The organism is Agrobacterium sp. 22-214-1, assembly GCF_053522465.1.
The window spans coordinates 1,509,000-1,528,355 of the sequence record NZ_JBNWCK010000001.1 but is presented as its reverse complement, the minus strand read 5'-3'; the positions used below and the strand labels follow the sequence as shown (position 1 = coordinate 1,528,355).

At 60.5% G+C, this 19,356-nt stretch carries 20 protein-coding genes and 1 tRNA gene; 12 read left to right on the top strand and 9 right to left on the bottom strand.

The annotated features are described in order from the left end of the window. The first annotated feature begins 38 nt into the window (after positions 1-38). From ACQZ5G_RS07675 to ACQZ5G_RS07660, 4 genes are all read left to right on the top strand, one after another. The gene (locus tag ACQZ5G_RS07675; protein ID WP_448737276.1) at positions 39-2,255 is read left to right on the top strand and encodes a 3-hydroxyacyl-CoA dehydrogenase NAD-binding domain-containing protein; all 2,217 of its coding nucleotides are present in this window, start codon (positions 39-41) and stop codon (positions 2,253-2,255) included. Between the two features lie 153 nt (positions 2,256-2,408). Beyond that, a complete protein-coding gene (locus ACQZ5G_RS07670) occupies positions 2,409-2,834 on the top strand; it encodes a hypothetical protein (protein WP_448737277.1) in 426 nt (141 codons plus the stop codon). A 239-nt stretch (positions 2,835-3,073) separates the two neighbouring features. Continuing rightward, positions 3,074-3,149: transfer RNA gene (locus tag ACQZ5G_RS07665), tRNA-Phe, on the top strand. A gap of 160 nt (positions 3,150-3,309) precedes the next feature. Further along, positions 3,310-3,897: an alpha-ketoglutarate-dependent dioxygenase AlkB gene (locus ACQZ5G_RS07660; protein ID WP_448737278.1), complete on the top strand. Its 588-nt coding sequence runs from the start codon at positions 3,310-3,312 to the stop codon at positions 3,895-3,897. Between the two features lie 9 nt (positions 3,898-3,906). Here ACQZ5G_RS07660 and ACQZ5G_RS07655 read toward each other — a convergent pair whose 3' ends face one another. From ACQZ5G_RS07655 to ACQZ5G_RS07615, 9 genes are all read right to left on the bottom strand, one after another. Beyond that, complete coding sequence (locus ACQZ5G_RS07655; protein WP_448737279.1) at positions 3,907-4,491, bottom strand: hypothetical protein; 585 nt, start codon at positions 4,489-4,491, stop codon at positions 3,907-3,909. 22 nt (positions 4,492-4,513) lie between these two features. Then, positions 4,514-4,732 carry a hypothetical protein gene (locus ACQZ5G_RS07650; RefSeq protein WP_262534781.1) on the bottom strand — a complete coding sequence of 73 codons (219 nt, stop codon included), beginning with the start codon at positions 4,730-4,732 and terminating at the stop codon, positions 4,514-4,516. A gap of 170 nt (positions 4,733-4,902) precedes the next feature. Next, positions 4,903-5,247 carry a monovalent cation/H(+) antiporter subunit G gene (gene mnhG, locus ACQZ5G_RS07645; RefSeq protein WP_003522773.1) on the bottom strand — a complete coding sequence of 115 codons (345 nt, stop codon included), beginning with the start codon at positions 5,245-5,247 and terminating at the stop codon, positions 4,903-4,905. Next, positions 5,244-5,525, bottom strand: a complete 282-nt coding sequence (locus ACQZ5G_RS07640) for a K+/H+ antiporter subunit F (protein ID WP_003522772.1) — start codon at positions 5,523-5,525, stop codon at positions 5,244-5,246. The genes mnhG and ACQZ5G_RS07640 overlap by 4 nt, the downstream gene beginning before the upstream one ends. Beyond that, on the bottom strand, positions 5,522-6,010 hold the full coding sequence (locus ACQZ5G_RS07635; protein WP_003522771.1) for a Na+/H+ antiporter subunit E: 489 nt from the start codon (positions 6,008-6,010) through the stop codon (positions 5,522-5,524). Before ACQZ5G_RS07635 ends, ACQZ5G_RS07640 begins: the two co-directional genes overlap by 4 nt. Then, entirely contained in the window at positions 6,007-7,653 is a 1,647-nt protein-coding gene (locus ACQZ5G_RS07630) for a monovalent cation/H+ antiporter subunit D (RefSeq protein ID WP_035239397.1), read from the bottom strand. Before ACQZ5G_RS07630 ends, ACQZ5G_RS07635 begins: the two co-directional genes overlap by 4 nt. Beyond that, complete coding sequence (locus ACQZ5G_RS07625) at positions 7,650-7,985, bottom strand: Na+/H+ antiporter subunit C (RefSeq protein WP_003503487.1); 336 nt, start codon at positions 7,983-7,985, stop codon at positions 7,650-7,652. The genes ACQZ5G_RS07630 and ACQZ5G_RS07625 overlap by 4 nt, the downstream gene beginning before the upstream one ends. Then, positions 7,985-10,903 (bottom strand): monovalent cation/H+ antiporter subunit A, encoded by a 2,919-nt coding sequence (locus tag ACQZ5G_RS07620; RefSeq protein ID WP_448737280.1) that lies wholly within the window; start codon positions 10,901-10,903, stop codon positions 7,985-7,987. The genes ACQZ5G_RS07625 and ACQZ5G_RS07620 overlap by 1 nt, the downstream gene beginning before the upstream one ends. A gap of 106 nt (positions 10,904-11,009) precedes the next feature. Next, positions 11,010-11,387, bottom strand: a complete 378-nt coding sequence (locus ACQZ5G_RS07615; RefSeq protein WP_448737596.1) for a hypothetical protein — start codon at positions 11,385-11,387, stop codon at positions 11,010-11,012. Between the two features lie 454 nt (positions 11,388-11,841). Between ACQZ5G_RS07615 and ACQZ5G_RS07610 the strand changes: the two genes are divergently transcribed. The 8 genes from ACQZ5G_RS07610 to cheD are packed head-to-tail and all read left to right on the top strand — an operon-like array spanning position 11,842 to position 19,350. Continuing rightward, positions 11,842-13,500, top strand: coding sequence for a globin-coupled sensor protein (locus ACQZ5G_RS07610; protein WP_448742661.1), 1,659 nt, complete (start codon positions 11,842-11,844; stop codon positions 13,498-13,500). Beyond that, positions 13,500-13,799, top strand: a complete 300-nt coding sequence (locus ACQZ5G_RS07605; protein WP_003522766.1) for an STAS domain-containing protein — start codon at positions 13,500-13,502, stop codon at positions 13,797-13,799. Before ACQZ5G_RS07610 ends, ACQZ5G_RS07605 begins: the two co-directional genes overlap by 1 nt. Then, entirely contained in the window at positions 13,796-14,161 is a 366-nt protein-coding gene (cheY1, locus tag ACQZ5G_RS07600; protein ID WP_003493773.1) for a chemotaxis response regulator CheY1, read from the top strand. Before ACQZ5G_RS07605 ends, cheY1 begins: the two co-directional genes overlap by 4 nt. Before the next feature lie 16 nt (positions 14,162-14,177). Continuing rightward, positions 14,178-16,445 (top strand): chemotaxis protein CheA, encoded by a 2,268-nt coding sequence (locus ACQZ5G_RS07595; protein ID WP_448737282.1) that lies wholly within the window; start codon positions 14,178-14,180, stop codon positions 16,443-16,445. Between the two features lie 13 nt (positions 16,446-16,458). Further along, the gene (gene cheR / locus ACQZ5G_RS07590; protein ID WP_003522764.1) at positions 16,459-17,367 is read left to right on the top strand and encodes a protein-glutamate O-methyltransferase CheR; all 909 of its coding nucleotides are present in this window, start codon (positions 16,459-16,461) and stop codon (positions 17,365-17,367) included. Further along, positions 17,364-18,419, top strand: coding sequence for a protein-glutamate O-methylesterase CheB (cheB, locus tag ACQZ5G_RS07585; protein ID WP_003522763.1), 1,056 nt, complete (start codon positions 17,364-17,366; stop codon positions 18,417-18,419). Before cheR ends, cheB begins: the two co-directional genes overlap by 4 nt. Further along, entirely contained in the window at positions 18,419-18,808 is a 390-nt protein-coding gene (cheY2, locus tag ACQZ5G_RS07580) for a chemotaxis response regulator CheY2 (RefSeq protein WP_003503467.1), read from the top strand. The genes cheB and cheY2 overlap by 1 nt, the downstream gene beginning before the upstream one ends. Then, the gene (gene cheD, locus ACQZ5G_RS07575; protein ID WP_003522762.1) at positions 18,805-19,350 is read left to right on the top strand and encodes a chemoreceptor glutamine deamidase CheD; all 546 of its coding nucleotides are present in this window, start codon (positions 18,805-18,807) and stop codon (positions 19,348-19,350) included. Before cheY2 ends, cheD begins: the two co-directional genes overlap by 4 nt. Positions 19,351-19,356: the final 6 nt, after the last annotated feature.

The window sequence follows — 19,356 nt, the reverse complement described above, 5'->3', positions numbered from 1 at the left end:
CGAAGCGGCCATTAAGATTCAGGGAAGAGGAATCCCAAATGAGCACTTACACCAATTTCACCATCGAGACGGACGCAGACGGCATTGCCCTCGTCACCTGGGATATGCCGGAAAAATCCATGAACGTCTTCACATCAGAAGTGATGGACGAGTTGAACGCCATCGTTGACGCGACTGTCGCTGACAGCGCCGTCAAGGGCGTTGTCTTCACGTCAGGCAAGAGCACCTTTTCCGGCGGCGCCGATCTTTCGATGATCAAGTCGATGTTCTCCTTCTACAATGACGAGAAGACGAAGAACCCGGATCAGGCGGCGGCAAAGCTGTTCGAACTGGTTGGCCGCATGACGGGCCTGTTCCGCAAGATCGAGACCAACGGTAAGCCCTGGGTTTCCGCCATCAACGGCACCTGCATGGGCGGCGCTTTCGAACTCTCGCTTGCGTGCCACGGTCGGGTCGCCTCCAGCGCCAAGAACCTCAAGATCGCCCTGCCGGAAGTCAAGGTCGGCATCTTCCCCGGCGCCGGCGGCACCCAGCGCGTGCCGCGCCTGACGGATGCCCAATCGGCGCTGCAGATGATGACCACCGGCCAGTCGCTGACCGGCGCGCGCGCCAAGGCCATGGGGCTGGTGCATCAGGTGGTGGAGCCGGATCAGCTGGTTGCAACCGCAAAGCAGATGATCAAGGACGGCCTGAAACCGGTCGCTCCCTGGGATGAAAAGGGCTTCAAGGCCCCCGGTGGCGGCATCTGGACGCCGGCGGCTGCCCAGCTCTGGCCCGCAGCACCGGCCATTTTGCGCCGCGAAAGCGCCGGCAACTATCCGGCCGCCCTCGCCATCCTCAAATGCGTCTATGAAGGCCTGCAATTGCCCTTCGACACGGCGCTGAAGGTGGAGCAGCGTTATTTCACCGAAATCCTTCGCTCGAAGGAAGCCTTCGGCATGATCCGCTCGCTGTTCATTTCCATGCAGGAACTGGGCAAGGGCGCGCGCCGCCCGGCCGGCCAGCCGAAGACGGAGTTCAAAAAGGTGGGCGTCGTCGGCGCGGGCTTCATGGGCGCAGCTGTCGCTTATGTTACCGCCGCAGCCGGCATCCCCGTCACGCTGGTCGATCGCGATCAGGAAGCGGCGGACAAGGGCAAGGGCCATTGCGAGGAAAGCGTCAAGGCGGCCATCGGCAAGGGCAGGCTGACGCAGGATGAGGGCAAGGCCCTGCTCGACCTCGTTACTCCGACGGCGGATTACAAGGCGCTCGCCGATGCCGATCTCGTCATCGAGGCCGTCTTCGAAGACCGCGACGTGAAGAAAGCCGTCATCGAGGCCGTGGAAGCCGTCTTGCCGCAGGGCGCGATCTTCGCCTCCAACACCTCCACTTTGCCGATCACCGGCCTTGCGAAGAACTCGAAGCGCCCGGCGGATTTCATCGGCATCCACTTCTTCTCACCTGTCGAGAAGATGATGCTGACGGAAGTGATCCTCGGCAAGGAAACCGGCGACAAGGCGCTCGCCGTCGCGCTGGACTATGTGGCGAAGATCAAGAAGACCCCGATTGTGGTCAACGATACGCGCGGCTTCTTCGTCAATCGCTGCGTGTTACGTTACATGGCCGAAAGCTACGATATGCTGATCGAAGGCGTGCCGCCCGCCATGATCGAAAATGCCGCGAAATTCGCCGGCATGCCGGTCGGCCCGCTGGCGTTGAACGACGAAGTGGCGATCGATCTTTCCTACAAGATCCTGAAAGCCACCGTCGCCGATCTCGGTGAAAAGGCTGTCGATCCGCGCCATATGGAGCTGGTGAAGAAGCTGGTGGAAGGCGAAGGCCGCTTCGGCCGCAAGAACGCCAAGGGCTTTTACGACTACCCGCCAAAGCCCGCCAAGAAATCCCTCTGGCCCGGCCTGAAGGACCTCTATCCGCAGCAGAAGCCTGAAGCGGTGGATATGGAGGTGCTGAAACAGCGCTTCCTCGTCACCGTGGCGCTGGAAGCCGCCCGCACGGTGGAAGAAGGCATCGTCACCGATCCGCGTGAGGCGGATGTCGGCTCCATCCTCGGTTTCGGCTTTGCGCCCTATACCGGCGGCGCGCTGTCCTATATCGACGGCATGGGCGTGAAGAACTTCGTCGCACTCGCCGAGAAGCTCAGCGAGACCTACGGCCCGCGATTCAAGCCGACACCGCTCCTGAAGGACATGGCCGCCAAGGGCGAAACCTTCTACGGTCGCTTCGATCCCTATGCCAGCGCCGCCAAGGCGGCCTGAGGCTCCGCGAGACATTGAACAGGCCCTTCGGGGCCTGTTTTATTATGCCTGTCTCCCCGCTTTCCGTGCATCCTTTGCCCGGCTGAGGCGTTGAAAAGGCTGACTGGGCAAAAGCGCCCGCCGCCGGAATTCAGCACGCCTCAGGAGATAGCGATGAAAGCACCACTGCGATCCCACGGTTTCGACAAGCCCTCGGACCTTGACGACCATCTGGCCGAACTGGACGAAGAGGCCGCGGAGAAGAAGGCTGCAAAACCCGCTGCTGCCCAAAGGGCGCGTGCCTCGGCCCCGGCGGAATCATCCTTGCGGGCGGAACTGGAAGACCTTCGCAAACAGCTCGAAAAGATTCGTCGCGACGTCAAACGGCTGGAAGCCGCCTCCAACACGCCGCATCATAAATCCACCGATGCCCGGCATGAGCGCGACCGCGAGAATTCGCGCCTGATGACGGTGGTGCGCTCCGTTGCCGTCACATCGCTGGCAAGCCGCATCTTCGCCTCCTCGCCCGTCATGGCGGCGCTGGTGGCGGTGGTGCCAATCGCGCTTGGTCTTGCCGCACGGCGCAATGAGGGGGCGTAAGCCTTCCCCTGCCGCGCCACGGTCCGCTGGCCCGGCGGATGCCCGGGAGCGGGTTTTCCGCTGCAATCCCGCCTTCGCCGGGCGTAGATTTCAACCATCCACAGGCGCCGTGAAAAAACTGTCAAAAAACTTCGCGATGGCGCTTGCCATGTCCGAACAAGATGTTATAACCCCGCTCACTTTCGGGGCACCAAACAGCCCCGCCCGCCAAAAGCGGAGGTTCTTCAAGGACCTGAAGTGCCCGGATAGCTCAGTTGGTAGAGCAGCGGATTGAAAATCCGCGTGTCGGTGGTTCAAATCCGCCTCCGGGCACCATTTATCTCAATTGCATTGTTGATGAATGGCGCGCATGGGCGACTTGTCCATTTGCAGGCAAATTTCGATGAGTAGCTACCGCCATCATATGCTTTTGACAGGCCCGGTGTAGCCATGGGCCAAGACTGTTTATTGCAGGCAGTTGGAGAGCAGCCCACAAATGGATCGTGTCACAAGCCCACCTCTTCTACCCCCCGGCATTGTCTATTTTGACGGCTTTCTCTCTCCAGAGGAGGAGGCCGTCGTCGCCCACAGACTCGATGCGGATGTGTGGAGCACGGAGTTGAAACGTCGCGTGCAGCATTTCGGTTATCGGTACGATTATAAGGCGCGCGCTGTTACCGCGGAAGCGTATTTCGGGCCGTTGCCGCCATGGCTTGGCGTGTTCGCGGAGCGGTTAGTTACCACATGTTATTGTCGGGATTTGCCCGATCAGGTTATCGCGAACGAATATCTTCCGGGGCAGGGCATCAGTGCGCATGTCGATTGTGTGCCCTGTTTTGACGATACGATCGTGTCGATAAGCCTTTTATCCACATGCGAGATGGTTTTCCGCGAATTGCATGGACCAGCCATATGCGGCGTCTTGCTTCAACCTCGCTCCGGCGTCTTGCTGAGAGACGCTGGCCGCTACGGCTGGACCCATGAAATTCCGGCTCGCAAATCGGATATCGTGAATGGAATTAGGACAGCCCGAGGCAGACGAATTTCCCTGACCTTCAGGAAGGTGGCCAAAAATGGGCGATGAATATTCACCTCATTCATCCCATCGGACTTCAAGGTGACCACCCAGTGCCCTCACTCCTCGATTAATAGCTTTGAAGTTGGGATATTTGCTTCGGTAACCGCGTGTCTGAAAGTAGCGCCCTGTTCCTGCCCCTTCGTCGGTGTCCCGCATAGTCAAATTTGAATCGTAGCAATGCTTCCGAAGCTGATCGAGCGCCAGAACGCCGGTGATTTTGTAAGGTTTTTTCTTGCGGCGATATCCGTAATAGCGGGCGGCCGACTGAATTTTCTGCCATTCAACCCCAGGGAAAAATTTACAGATGTCCTCTCTGCTGGCTTCTGGATAGAGTTTGCGTAGTTTTTGTCTTGCTGGCCACCCCCAAGATTGTTTGGGTGGAACCAAGCCCAGCTTTTGACAACGCGTCTGAATCGCCTTTTTGGATCGCGTATCTAGAACCTGACATATGGCAAAATAGTCGGGGTAGAATATTCTGCAGACTAGGTCTTCTTTGTCCGTCCAGAGCTTGTGGCCGCTGATCGTAAATCCCGAACGCAGAATTCTTGACCGCGCGCGCTCTGCCGAAACAGCGTTCCTCGTCAGATAGGCCAAATCCATGGTAATCTCAACAACAGGGGAGCTAAGCCTTTTTCACGTTCATAACGCGAAACGGATTAAACGTTCCCGCCTTGTCGGTGAAGTTTTCCGTAATAGCTTTCGGTAGGCCGTTCAATTCTCGGAGTTTATAAGCCAGGTTGGCGAACTCCAGTTTGAGCCGGTCAATTTCGTGCGCTCTGACCTCAACGATCCGTGCTTCGATTTCAGCTTTCTGACGAAGGAGTTCATCCAGTTCAGACATGACAACGCTCCAATTATGGTCGGATTGATTCCGGCTTGTTGGAAACAAGAGCCAAGATATTGTTTCCACTCGAGCGTTTCTTAAGTCGTTTTTTTAGCAGATATATGAAGCTATTGGACGATAATGCCGGTAAAATAAAGGACAGTCGAAATCGGATATCCTTCACAAATCTACAGATGCTCCCGATTATCCGTATTCTGCTCCGCCCGGTCGCGATAAAGCGCAGCGCGCCCCAGCAGCATCAGGGAAACCGGGGTCGTCACCGTCATGAAAATGCCGATGAAGATTTCGTGGAAGGCGAAGCGGTCGCCGGAGACGGAGAAATAGATGATCGAGGCCATGACGATGCCGCCGGTGCCCCAGCTGGTGCCGAGCGTTGGTGCATGCAGGCGCTCATAGAAGCTGTTGAGCCTGGCAAAGCCGATGGTGCCGATCAGCGTCAGCGAGGCGCCCAGAAGGACGAAGAAGGCCACGGCGATGGCGGCCCAGAGGGGAAATTCGTGCGCCTCGCTCATTCGATCACCTCCCCGCGCATCAGGAATTTGGAAAGGGCGACGGTGGAGACGAAGCCGAGGATGGCGATCAGCAGCGATGCCTCGAAATAGATGTCGTTGCCGGTGCGCAGGCCGAAGGTCAAAAGAAGCAGCATGGCGTTGACATAGAGCGTATCCACACCCAGCACGCGGTCCTGCGCGCGCGGGCCGATGGCGATGCGATAGACCGAGATCGCCATGGCGATGGCGAGCATGAACTGCGCCAGCGAAAAGGACCAGAAAAGGATAATCGAACTCATTCGAATATCTCCATCAGCAGTTTTTCATAACGGTTCTTGATGAGGCTTATCCAGGCTGCCTCATCCACATCGTCGAGAACGTGAAGCAGCAGCGTGCCCTGGCTGGAATTATATTCGAGCCATGCGCTTCCCGGCGTCGAGGTCAGGATCGTCGCCAGAACCGCAAGCGCCATCGGATCGCGAATATCGAGCGGCACGGCCAGGAAGCCGGATTTGCGGTCTCTCTCGCGCTTGAACAGGATGATCTTCACGACCGAGAGATTGGACCTGACAATATCGTAAAGCACGATCAGGATGAGCTGCACGAGCCTGTGCCAGTTGCGGATGCGCGGCTTGGCGGGCCTGAGCGACGCCATCGCCCAGGAGGCGACAAGCGCAACACCGGTGCCGAGCAGCAGATGCCCGGGCGAAAAGCTATTGATCGTCATCCAGAAAAAGATCAGCGAGATCGTCAGCAGCGGGTAGGGTAGGACACGGCTTATCATGGCTCTGCCTCCGGGTTGCTTCCCGCTCGGGGTGCGGAAATGACGCCCTGAATATAGCTTGCCGGCAGGTCGAGAATACGCGCCGTTTCCTGCATGTATCGCATTACCGGTCCCGCCTGCACGGTCATGGCGAGCGTCAGGCCGAGCAGCAGCATCACGGGGGCGATTTCGATGACGAGTACGCGGGGCACGGTGCCTTCGATGGAAGCCCAGAAGGTGCGGATGCCGGCGCGCGTCATCGAGATCAGCGAGGCGAAACCGGCAAAGACGATCAGGAAGACCAGCCACCAGGACAGCGTGGAAACGCTGTCATTGGCGCCAAGCCCGGAAGGATTGAGAATGGCGGTCAGCATCGAGAATTTGGCGATGAAGCCCGAAAGCGGCGGCAGGCCGGCCAGAAGAATGCCGCAGGCGGCAAAACAGGCCCCGAGCACCGCCATGGTGGCGGGCATGGTCACGCCGACTTCCTCTTCCTCCTCTTCCTCGTCGCCTTCGCCATAGGCCTCCATGGTCACGGCAAGAACGTTCGCGCCGGCATCCTGTCCGCGCTCGACGAGTTCGATCAGCATGAAGAAGGCGCTGATGGTGAGGGTGGAGCTGACCATGTAATAAAGCGCGCCGGCCGCAACCGTGGGATTGCCGGTGCCCATGGCGGCAAGCAGCGTTCCCGACGAGACGAGAACCGAAAAGCCGGCAAGCCGCCCCAGCGCCTGCGACGCCAGAACGCCGATGGCCCCGAAGATGATGGTGGCGATGCCGCCAACCAGCAGGGCATCATGGCCGAAACCGGCCGATTCCCCGGCCGTCTGTCCGAAAAGCAGGAAGGACAGGCGGGCGATGACATAAATGCCGACCTTGCTCATGATGGCGAAGAGCCCGCCCACCGGGGCCGACGCCGCGCCATAGGCGGAAGGCAGCCAGAAATTCAGCGGCCACATGCCGGCCTTGACCAGAAAGGCGATGCCGAGGATGGCCGAGCCGGTTTCCAAGAGCATGCGCTGATCGGGGTTGAGCCCCTCGATGCGGTGGGCGAGATCGCCCATGTTCAGCGTGCCGGTAACGCCATAGATGAGGCTGACGCCGATCAGGAAGAACAGGGCGGCGACGAGGTTGATGGCGATATAATGCAGCCCGGCCTTGACGCGCTGCTGGCCGGAGCCGTGCAGCAGCAGACCGTAGGACGCGGCGAGCATCACTTCGAAGAAGACGAAGAGATTGAAGAGGTCGCCGGTCAGGAATGCACCGTTGACGCCCATCAGCATCATCTGGAACAGCGAATGGAAATGCGCGCCCGACCTGTGCCACTTCGCCATCGAATAGATCAAGGACGGAATGGCAAGCAGCGCCGTCAACAGCACCATCAGGCCCGAAAGACGGTCGGCGACGAGCACGATGCCGAAGGGCGCCGGCCAGTTGCCGAGCAGATAGACGCCGCTTGAGACCACGGCCGCGATCTCGGTATTGACCGTCGAGTTCACCTCGCGGAACAGCAATATGGCGACCACCAGCAACAGCACCGTCGAGGTGAGGCTGATGGCGGCTTTCGCCACGCGCTGGCGCTCGTCGAAGAACAGCAGAAGGGCGGCGGTAATCAGCGGCAGAAGAATGGGCGCGATGACAATATGGAAGGGGAACGACATCATTTCGACTCCCTCCCGTCCACATGGTCGGTGCCGGTGAGGCCGCGGGCGGCAAGCAGCACGACGAGGAACAATGCGGTGGTGGCGAAGCCGATGACGATGGCCGTCAGCACCAGCGCCTGCGGCACGGGGTCGGCGAGCGTCGAACTGTCGACGCCGTTGACCAGCACCGGCGGCGCATTGGTCTTGATGCCGCCGACGCCGAAGATGAAGAGGTTGACGGCGTAAGACAGCAGCGAAAGCCCGACAATGACCTGATAGGTGCGCGGGCGCAGCACCAGCCAGACGCCGGAGCCGGTCATGATGCCGATGCCGATTGCAAGAATGAGTTCCATTACACGTCCTCCGCTTTTGCGGCTTCAGGCGTGCGAACGCGGTAGTTACGCAACGATTGGTGTGCCAGTGCTATCAGGATAAGAACAACGGAGCCGACGACCAGCGAGAAGACGCCGAGATCGAACAGCAGGGCGGATGCCGTCGGCATTTTGCCGATATAGGGTATCTCCGTATACTGGAAATAGGAGGTCAGGAACGGGTAGCCGAAGTACCAGGAGCCGATACCCGTCGCCGCCGCCATCAAAAGGCCGAAACCCATCCAGCGCAGCGGCAGGATGCGGATGCGGTCCTCCGCCCAGCGCGCCCCGCCGGCAAGATATTGCAGCAGGAAGCCGATGGCCATGGTGATGCCGGCCGCAAAGCCGCCGCCCGGCAGGTCGTGGCCGCGCATGAACAGGAAGATCGAGAAGGTGATGATGACCGGGAACATCCACTGCATCACGATCGACGGCACATAGAGATAGTCACGAACCGTATCGCCATTGCTCCGGTCTGGCCGTTCGGCATCGAAGGCGTTCTGCATCTGCTGCTGTTCCGGCACCCCGATGCTTTCATGGGCGGGGCGGAAACGGCGAAGCAGCGCAAAGACGGTGAGCGCCACGATGGCCAGCACCGCTATTTCGCCGAAGGTATCGAAGCCACGGAAATCGACGAGGATGACGTTGACGACATTGGTGCCGCCGCCTTCGGTATACGCGCGTTCGAGGAAATAGGTCGCAATCGCGTTCGGCACCGGCAGCGTCATCACGGCATAGGCGATGACGGACATGCCGATACCGCTGCCTGCGGCGAGCAGGAAGTCGCGGGCGCGGCGAAGCTGCGCCGGCAGCTCATCGCTGCTGTCGACCTTCTCGACACGTTTCGGCAGCCATCTGAGGCCGAGCAGGATGAGAACCGTGGTGACGATTTCCACCAGCAGCTGGGTGATGGCCAGATCCGGCGCGGAAAGCCAGACGAAGGTAAGGCAGGTGACGAGGCCAGAGACGCCCAGCATGACGAGCGCGGCGAGGCGATGATATTTCGCCTGCCAGGCCGCACCCATGGCCGCGATCATGCCGATCAGCCAGAGAATGGCGAAGATCGGATCGAAGGTCGTGACGCGCGGCAGCGACAGGGAGAATTCCGAAAGGAAGAGAGGCGAGAAACCGGCAAGAAGCGCCACAAGGATAAGAAGCCTCAGCTGCGGTTGCAGCCGCCGCGTGCCGAGCGTGCTTTCCAGCCACCGCGCCCATTTCCAGGACACGGTGACGAGAATGCGCTCGAAGATGCGCTGTCCCCGCAAATGCCGGAAGACCGGCGGGCCATCGTCGCAGCGCGAGAAATAACCGCCGAGCAGGGCATAGATCGTAACCCCGCCGATCAGCGCCGCTATACTCATGATCAGCGGCAGGTTGAAACCGTGCCAGATCGATAGGCTGTAGACGGGTGTCTGCGGACCGAGAACGGAAAGCACGGCCGAATGCAGGAACGGGCCGATGGAGAGGCTCGGAACGATGCCGACGATCAGGCAGGCGAAGACGAGGAATTCAATGGGGAAACGCATCCAGCGCGGCGGCTCGTGCGGATGCGGGTTCGGCAGATCGACGGGCTTGGGGCCGAAGAACACCGTGTGGATGAAGCGCAGCGAATAGGCGACGGCAAATGCGCCCGACAGCGTCGCGACATAGGGCAGGGCCCGGTCCAGCAGCGAGTCGGCATGGGTTTCGACGGCCTCGGCAAAGAACATTTCCTTGGAGAGGAAGCCGTTAAACAACGGCACGCCGGCCATGGCCGCACTTGCCGCCATGGCGAGCGTCGCGGTTGCGGGCATATAGGTGTAAAGCCCGCTCAAGCGCCGCATGTCGCGCGTGCCCGTCTCATGGTCGATGATGCCGGCCGCCATGAAGAGCGAGGCCTTGAAGGTGGCGTGGTTGACCATGTGGAAAATGGCCGCCACTGCCGCAAGCGGGCTGCCGAGGCTGAGCAGCGTTGTGATGAGGCCAAGATGGCTGATGGTGGAATAGGCGAGCAGCCCCTTGAGGTCCTGCTGGAACATGGCGAAATAGGCGCCGAGCAGCAGGGTTATGATGCCGGCCGCGCCCACCAGCCAGAACCATTCCGGCGTGCCCGCCAGCACCGGCCAGAACCGCGCCAGCAGGAAAACCCCCGCCTTCACCATTGTGGCCGAATGCAGATAGGCGGAAACGGGTGTGGGCGCCGCCATGGCGTTGGGCAGCCAGAAATGGAACGGAAACTGCGCGCTCTTGGTCAGCGCGCCGCCGAGGATGAGGATGAGCGCGGGCACATAGAGGGAATGGGCGCGGATAGCCGCACCGGCCTCGATGATCTTGTCGAGATCATAGCTTCCCGCCATATGGCCGAGGATCAGCAGGCCGGCCAGCAGACTGAAGCCGCCGATGCCGGTGACGGTCAGCGCCATGCGTGCCCCGTCGCGCGCACCGGCGTTCTGATGCCAGTAACCGATCAGCAGGAACGAAAAGATGCTGGTCATTTCCCAGAAGATCGACAGCAGGATGACGTTGCCGGAGAGCACCACGCCAAGCATCGAACCCATGAAGGCGAGCAGGAAGGCGAAGAAACGGGGGATCGGGTCTTCGGCCGACATATAATAACGCGCGTAGAGCACCACCAGCAGGCCAATGCCGGTAATGAGCATCGTGAAAATCCAGGCAAATCCGTCCAGCCGCAGGGTAAAGTTCAGGCCGAGCTGGGGCAGCCATTCCACATCATACTTGAGAACCGCGCCGCCGCTGACGCTCGTATAGAGAAAAATGCTGCTGACAAGGCCAAAAAGGGCGACTGCGCCCGCAACGGAGGCGGGACCGGCGGCCGCACCCTCGCGCGGCATGAAGGCCGTCAGAAGCGCGCCAACGAAGGGCAATGCGACAATGAATGGAAGAATGGTTGCAAGTGTCATATGCGGCGGCGGTTTTCTCTCTGGAATGGGAGCCTACGGCGGGTTTCCGACGACTCCGATCCCTCAAGGTTCGCAATGAACCGAATGATGAGGACCGCCGGAATGACTAATACATAATATGCGGAGGCGCGCGTGGAACCACGCTGGCAAAGTCTCGGAAAGCTTGTGGCACGATGGCAACAGCAACGAGCGAGACGTCGGCATTATCCCTGAGGCTCGGGGCGGGTGAGGCAAACGCGTCCAGGCGAAGGCCTGAACCGGCATCGCCGGTCCTGCAGCCGAAATCATTGCCGCTATCGCAATCCTTTTCGCGAAGAGAAAGGGAACGGCCGGGATCGACGCTCTGCAATCGTTCGAGGCGGCTGGTTTTGGAAAGGGGCTTGACGCCGGCCGGTGCCTGAAAGCCGATCATGACCAGCAGGCTCGCGACCACGAGACCGATCAACACTTGCGGATGGCGCCTTGAACTGCGGCCTTTCTCCATCCATGACAAGTTGGCATCTCCTTGATCGTAAAGGTCTCTTTAAAGCATCACCGTTGAGCGAATATCCTGTTGATTTGTTTTAGGGGAAGCCGGACATGCTTGTCCAGCGCGCATGCGGGAAAAACCGCCCGCACCGTCCGATTCCTTTTCGTTTTTGCCCGTTTGCGGCAAAGTGAGGGCGGCATTGGCTAAAAGCTTTTACAAATTTTACCGTTTGACGCCGACGCCTGTGTTTCTTAACTTTCAAGCAAGGAATTAACCATAAAGATTGATGGTATTTCCACGGCGGAATGGGGTTCTCTCCCCTTCCAGGCATGACGCCGCACTGCCGTACCGGTGCCGATCCGGTATTTTCGTTTCTTGGTTCAAGAAGGTCTGGCAGGCGTCGATGCCGCATCGTCCGCGATGGGTATGTTCGTTCAAAAATCCCCTTAGGGTGCTGGCGTTCTGAACCTTGGCCAATTTGGCCGGGTTTTACCGGCCGTCATGTTGTTGGGGACGTCGGTTGGGGCAGGATTTGCCATCAGATCAAGCGCGCAGATCGGCAGGCGGAAGCCTGGCGGGACGGTTGCGTTTTGCCGGCCTCGACGAGATGCAATCCGATTTCCTGCGCAGCTATCGCAGCGTGCTGGAGCCTTACGTCAAGGCCGGCCTGCGGGACGTGATGACCCGTTTCCAGTCCATGCCGGACTGTTCTCCGTCTTTCGAAAGCGAAAACCAGCTCGACCGCCTGCACGATCTGCAATCCTCGCATTGGAGCGTTCTGACCGATGCGCGTTTCGACGCGCTCTATGCCGAGCGGGTGAAGGTTCTTTCCGACAATGCCAGCCGCATGGGGCTCGACCCGCGCTGGCAGATCGCCAGCCACGCGGTGGTTCTGGAACATCTTGTCGGCGGGCTGGTGGCCGAGCATGCGCCGCGCTCTATCCTGCCCGGCAACCGCAAGAAAACCCGTGAACTGGCGGAAGCCGTCAAGAATGTCGTCCGTCTGGTGATGGTCGATACCGAAATCGCCGTCTCGCTGCGCTTCAACGAATTGCGCTTACGCCATGGCCGCGAACTGGCGGAACAGCGCGACAATGACCGTTCCGAAGCGGCGAAGTTGCTGGGCACGGCACTGACGGCCTTTGCCGCAGGCGATTTGCAGGCCCGTATCGGCGGCGAAGTGCCGGAAGCCTATCGCGATGTTGCGGCTTCCTTCAATGCGGCTCTGGAAACGATCGGTGCATCGCTGATCGCGGCGCAAAACAGCATTGGCGAGGCCGAGGCGCTCGGCGCGCGGTTTGTCGATATGGGCCGCTCCATGGCCGAGCGCTCCCGCCAGCAGGCCGAAGCCCTGGCCGAAACCTCCCGCGCCATCCAGACGATGATCGGGAACCTTGCTGAAAACGGCGCCCGCATATCGGCCACGGAAACGGCTGTTTCCCGCGCCCGCGAGGCGGCGGTCGAAAGCGGCAAGGCGATCGGCGAGGCGATTGACGCCATGTCGGACATCGAACAATCCGCCGAACAGATCGGCAGGATCATCGGCACGATTGACGAGATCGCTTTTCAGACCAACCTTCTCGCTCTGAATGCCGGCATCGAGGCGGCGCGCGCGGGTGAAAGCGGACGTGGTTTCGCTGTCGTCGCGCAGGAGGTGCGGGCGCTCGCCCAGCGTTCCGCCGACGCTGCAAGGGAGATCAAGAGCCTTGTCGGCACCACCAAGACGCAGGTCGAGGGCGGCGTGCGCATGGTCAACCGCACGCAGGATGCAATCGGCGGTGTCGTCCGGCAGGTCTCTGGCATCAACGACATGATCGCGGAAGTCTCCCGGTATACGGCCGAGCAGGCCGGCGAACTGCAATCGGTTGCCGCCGATATCAGTGAGCAGCACAGGCAGGCCGGCCGGAACGCCGTCGATATCAGCGCGAGCGCCTCCGAGGCTGACGCGCTTCAAACCGTCATCCTCGAACTCGGCCGCACCATCCGCGAATTCCGCATCGCCCGTCAGGGGCAGGCGAGACCGGCGTCCGGTGCGGACCGGCAGGACACTTCATTTATGGCCCGTGCGGATAATCGCACGGATTACGGCCAGGATTACCAACAATTCAGACGTCAGGGAGTCATGTAATGGCAGCCAGAAAAGCAGCTGAGGCGACGCTGAAACTGTCACCGGTGCTGGATCTCAACGAAGCATCGGCCCTGCACGGCAAGCTGATGACGCTGAGGGGAGCACCTTTGTCGGTAGATGCGTCCGAGGTGGAGCGTATCGGTGCGCTTTGCGCCCAGGTCCTCATGGCCGGCGCGAAGTCCTGGGAAGAGGATGGCAAGCGGTTCGGTTTTGCCAGGGTGTCCGATGCATTCGACAAGACGATGAAACTGATAGGCGTCGATATTGACCATTTGCTCCCCAAGGAGATGCAAAAGTGAAGAAAAAAGTTCTTACCGTGGATGATTCCCGGACGATCAGGAACATGCTCCTGGTCACGCTCAACAATGCCGGTTTCGAAACCATTCAGGCTGAAGACGGCATCGAGGGCCTCGAAGTGCTCGAGCAGAGCAACCCCGATGTTATCGTGACGGACATCAACATGCCCCGTCTCGATGGTTTCGGCTTCATCGAGGGTGTACGGCGCAACGAAAAGTATCGTGCGATCCCGATCCTCGTTCTGACGACCGAAAGCGACGCAGAGAAGAAGAACCGCGCCCGTCAGGCCGGTGCGACAGGCTGGATCGTCAAGCCGTTCGACCCTGCGAAACTCATCGATGCCATTGAACGCGTAACCGCCTGATACGGGACATTTCACGATGGATATGAACGAAATCAAGGAAATCTTTTTCCAGGAATGCGAGGAGCAGCTCGCTGAACTGGAATCGGGGCTTCTTAAATTGAATGACGGCGACCGCGATCCGGAAACCGTCAACGCCGTTTTCCGTGCCGTTCATTCCATCAAGGGCGGGGCGGGTGCCTTCGGTCTCGATGATCTCGTGGCCTTCGCCCACGTTTTTGAAACGACCCTCGACTGCGTCCGCTCCAACAAGCTGGAGCCGACACAGGATGTTCTGAAGGTCATGCTGCGCTCCGCCGACGTGCTGGCGGACCTGACCAATGCGGCCAGAGACGGCGGCAGCGTCGATGAAAGCCGCACCCGCGGCCTCGTCAAGGAACTGGAAGCGCTGGCAAACGGCGAAACCATACAGGTTTCCGCGCCCGTGGCAGCGCCAGCTGCCGTCAAGGCGCCGCAACCCGTCGCACCCAAGCCGACGGATGAGAGTGGCTTCGAGCCGATCCCGTTCTCCTTCACGGACTTTGCCGACGAAACCACGCCGCTGATGGAAGCGCCGTCCTTCCAGATCACCTTCAAGCCGCATGCCTCGCTTTATTCGAAGGGCAACGAGGCGGCACTTCTCCTGCGCGATCTTTCGCGCATCGGCGATATGAGCATCAATTGCGACATGTCGGAGCTGCCTTCGCTCGACAAGCTCGATCCTGAAGCATCCTATCTTTCCTGGACGGTTTCGATTGCGACCGACAAGGGCGAAGAGGGCATCCGCAGCGTCTTCGAATTTGCCGAATGGGATTGCGATCTCGAAATCGTGCCGGTTGTTTCGGATGCCGCAGACGACGCGGAAGAGCTTCCTATGATCCCGGTCCCGTTCGATCTTTCGGCCCTCGATAGCGGACCGGAAGAGCAGCCCGCTGTTGAAATCGCCACGGCTGAAGCGTCCTACGTTGCCGCAGCCGTCGAAACGGCCGTCGCGACGACGCAGATCGCCCAGAGCGTCAATGCCGCCATCGAAAAGCGTGAAGCGGCGGCAGCGCCTGCCGCAGCCCAGGCGAATGCCAATGCGGCGGCCAATGCCAGCGCCGGCCAGACCATCCGCGTCGACCTCGACCGTGTCGACCGCCTGATCAACCTCGTCGGCGAACTCGTCATCAATCAGGCGATGCTATCGCAGAGCGTCATCGAAAACGATGCGAGCGGCACTTCCGCCGTCAATATGGGCCTCGACGAGTTACAGCAGCTGACGCGCGAAATTCAGGACAGCGTCATGGCGATCCGCGCGCAGCCGGTGAAGCCCGTCTTCCAGCGCATGTCGCGTATCGTCCGCGAAGTCGCCGACATGATCGGCAAGCAGATCCGCCTCGTCACCGAAGGCGAGAACACGGAAGTCGACAAGACGGTCATCGACAAGCTGGCCGAACCTTTGACGCATATGATCCGCAATGCCGTCGACCACGGCATCGAAACACCGGAAAAGCGCGAAGCGGCGGGCAAGAACCCGGAAGGCACCATCAAGCTTTCGGCCAAGCACCGTTCGGGCCGTATCCTGATCGAGCTTCAGGACGATGGCGCGGGCATCAACCGCGAGCGCGTTCGCCAGAAGGCAATCGACAACGATCTCATCGCCGCCGATGCGAACCTGACGGATGAAGAAATCGACAATCTGATCTTCGCGCCGGGCTTCTCCACCGCCGACAAGATTTCCGACATTTCCGGCCGCGGCGTCGGCATGGATGTGGTCAAGCGCTCCATTCAGGCGCTTGGCGGCCGTATCAGCATCTCCTCGCGCCCCGGCCATGGCTCGACCTTCACCATGAGCCTGCCGCTGACGCTTGCCGTTCTTGATGGCATGGTGGTTACCGTTGCCGGCCAGACGCTGGTGGTGCCGCTGACGGCAATCGTCGAAACCCTGCAGCCGGAAGCGAAGAACATTCATTCCTTCGGCGCGAACCAGCGGTTGATCTCCATCCGCAACTCCTTCTGCCCGCTGGTCGATGTCGGCCGCGTGCTGAACTTCCGCCCGACCCAGGCTGATCCGGTCGAAGGTGTCGCTCTTCTGGTGGAATCGGAAGGCGGCGGCCAGCGTGCCCTGATGGTCGACGCGATCCAGGGCCAGCGCCAGGTTGTCATCAAGTCGTTGGAAGCCAACTATACCCATGTTCCGGGCATTGCCGCCGCCACCATCCTCGGTGACGGACGTGTTGCGCTCATCCTGGATGTCGATGCCATCGTCAGCGCCTCGCGCGGACAGCCCCTGAAGCAGGAAATGTCGCTTGCGGCAACAGGTTGAAAGCGGATCGTTCATGGCAGCACTTAATTTCAGCGACCAGCGCCAGTCTCCCGACGAGGTTCTTGCCAGCGGCGAATACCCGCTGACGAGACGCGACCTGTCGGAAATCGCGGCGATGATCTATGCCGATGCGGGCATCTATCTCAACGACACCAAGGCGTCGCTGGTCTATTCCCGCCTCTCGAAGCATATCCGCAATCTCGGCCTGTCGGGTTTTCGCGAATATTGCGCATTGGTGTCCTCGCCGGATGGCGCGCAGGCGCGGCGCGAAATGCTGTCGCATCTGACGACGAATTTCACCCGCTTCTTCCGCGAAAACCACCATTTCGAACATCTGCGTGACGAGGTCCTGCCGGGCCTCATCGCCCGGGCGAAGAGTGGCGGGCGTGTCCGCATCTGGTCGGCCGCCTGTTCGGACGGGCAGGAGCCCTATTCCATCGCGCTTACCGTGCTTGCCATGTTCCCGAATGCGGCGGATTACGATTTCAAGATTCTCGCGACGGATATCGACCCCAAGATTTTGGCGCAGGCCCGGGCAGGGGTCTATGACGACAATGCGCTCGAAACCGTGTCTCCCGCCATGCGCAAGCAATGGTTCACGGAAGTCGATGCCGGCGGTCGCCGCAAGTTCCGCATCGACGACAAGGTCAAGCGTCTCATCACCTTCAACGAATTGAACCTGATGACGCAATGGCCCTTCAAGGGCAATTTCGACGTGATCTTCTGCCGCAACGTCGTCATCTATTTCGACGAGCCGACGCAGATGCGCATCTGGTCGCGTTTTGCCGGGCTGCTGCCGGAAGGCGGTCATCTTTATATCGGTCATTCCGAACGCGTCTCCGGTGACGCCAAGAACCTGTTCGACAATACGGGCATCACCACCTACCGCTTCACTGGCCACGCTTCGGGGAGGAAGGCATGAGCGCACTCGCACGGGTACTCGTCGTCGATGATTCCCCCACCATGCGCGGCCTGATTTCGGCTGTCCTCAAGGCCGATCCGGAAGTCGAGGTGGTCGGGCAGGCCGGCAACGCCATGGAAGCACGCGCGGCCATCAAGCAGCTCAATCCCGATGTCGTGACGCTCGATATCGAGATGCCGGAAATGAACGGGCTGGAATTTCTCGAAAAGATCATGCGCCTGCGGCCCATGCCGGTCATCATGGTCTCGTCGCTGACCCATCGCGGCGCGGATGCTTCGCTGGCTGCGCTTGAAATCGGCGCCTTCGACTGTGTCGGCAAGCCGGCGCCGGGCGATGCACGCCCCTTCGGCGATTTGGCCGACAAGGTGAAGGCCGCCGCCCGCTCGCAACACGCCGCCTACCGCGCGGCGCGCCCGGAAGCGGCGGCCGCGCCGCAGCCGGTCCCGGTCAGTGAATATCGGGCTGGGCGCAAGGTCGTGGCCATCGGTTCCTCCACGGGCGGTGTCGAAGCGCTGATCGCCGTGCTGCAGAAATTCCCGGCCAATTGCCCGCCGACCGTCATCACCCAGCACATGCCGCCGACCTTCACCAAGAGTTTCGCCGAACGGCTGAACCGTATCTGCGCCCCCGTGGTGGAAGAGGCGACGGACGGTGCGCGTCTGCAGACCGGCAAGATCTATCTTGCGCCGGGCGGCGAGCGCCATTTGCAGATCGCCAACCGGTCCGCACCCTGCTGCCGGCTTGTCGAACGCGATCCCGTCAACGGCCACCGGCCCTCCGTCGATGTGCTGTTCGACTCGGTGGCGGAGCTTGCCGGCCGCAACGCCGTCGGCGTCATTCTCACCGGCATGGGCCGCGATGGCGCAGCCGGGCTGTTGAAAATGCGTCATGCCGGCGCGCGCACCGTCGGCCAGAACGAAAAAACATGTGTCGTCTACGGCATGCCCCGCGTGGCCTATGAACTTGGCGCCGTGGAACAGCAACTCCCGCTGGCCTCCATCGGCGAAGAAATCCTGAAACTAACCACTGCCCGCAAAGAAGGTGCTGACTAATGTCTCTCGCAGAAAAGATCAAAGTTCTGATCGTCGACGATCAGGTGACCAGCCGGCTGCTCCTCAGCGATGCGCTGACACAGCTCGGCTTCAAGCAGATCACCGCCGCCGGTGACGGCGAGCAGGGAATGAAGATCATGGAGCAGCAGCCCCATCATCTCGTCATTTCCGATTTCAACATGCCGAAGATGGACGGTCTCGGTTTCCTGCACGCCGTCAGGGCCAACCCGACCACCAAGAAGGCCGCCTTCATCATCCTCACCGCGCAGGGCGACCGCGCGCTGGTGCAGAAGGCAGCCCAGCTCGGCGCCAACAACGTGCTGGCCAAGCCCTTCACGATCGACAAGATGCGCGCTGCCATCGAGGCGGTTTTCGGATCGCTGAAATGATTGAAGCTGCGGCCAAGCGCGTACATATCATTCAGGGCGAGTATAAGGTCGTCAGCGATCCCGATGTGGTGCTGACGACGATACTCGGTTCGTGCGTGGCCGCCTGTCTGAGAGACCCCGTTGCCGGCTTAGGGGGCATGAATCACTTCCTGCTGCCGGGAACGGGAAATGTGACCGGCGGAGATGCGACGCGTTACGGCGTGCATCTCATGGAGCTCCTGATCAACGGCCTCCTGAAGCAGGGGGCGCGGCGCGACCGGCTGGAAGCCAAGGTTTTCGGCGGCGCAAAGACGATTGCCAGCTTCTCCAATGTCGGCGAGCAGAATGCCATCTTCGCCATGCAGTTTCTGAAGGATGAAGGTATTCCGGTCTTAAGCTCCTCCACGGGTGGGGATCACGGCCGAAAGATCGAATTCTGGCCGGTCTCCGGGCGTGCACGTCAGCATCCGCTGAGCGGCGCGGAAACCCAGAAGACGGTTGCCATGGAAACGCGTCCGGTGCCGGCCCCCAAGCCAGTCGCCAACGACATCGAATTTTTCTAGTCACGG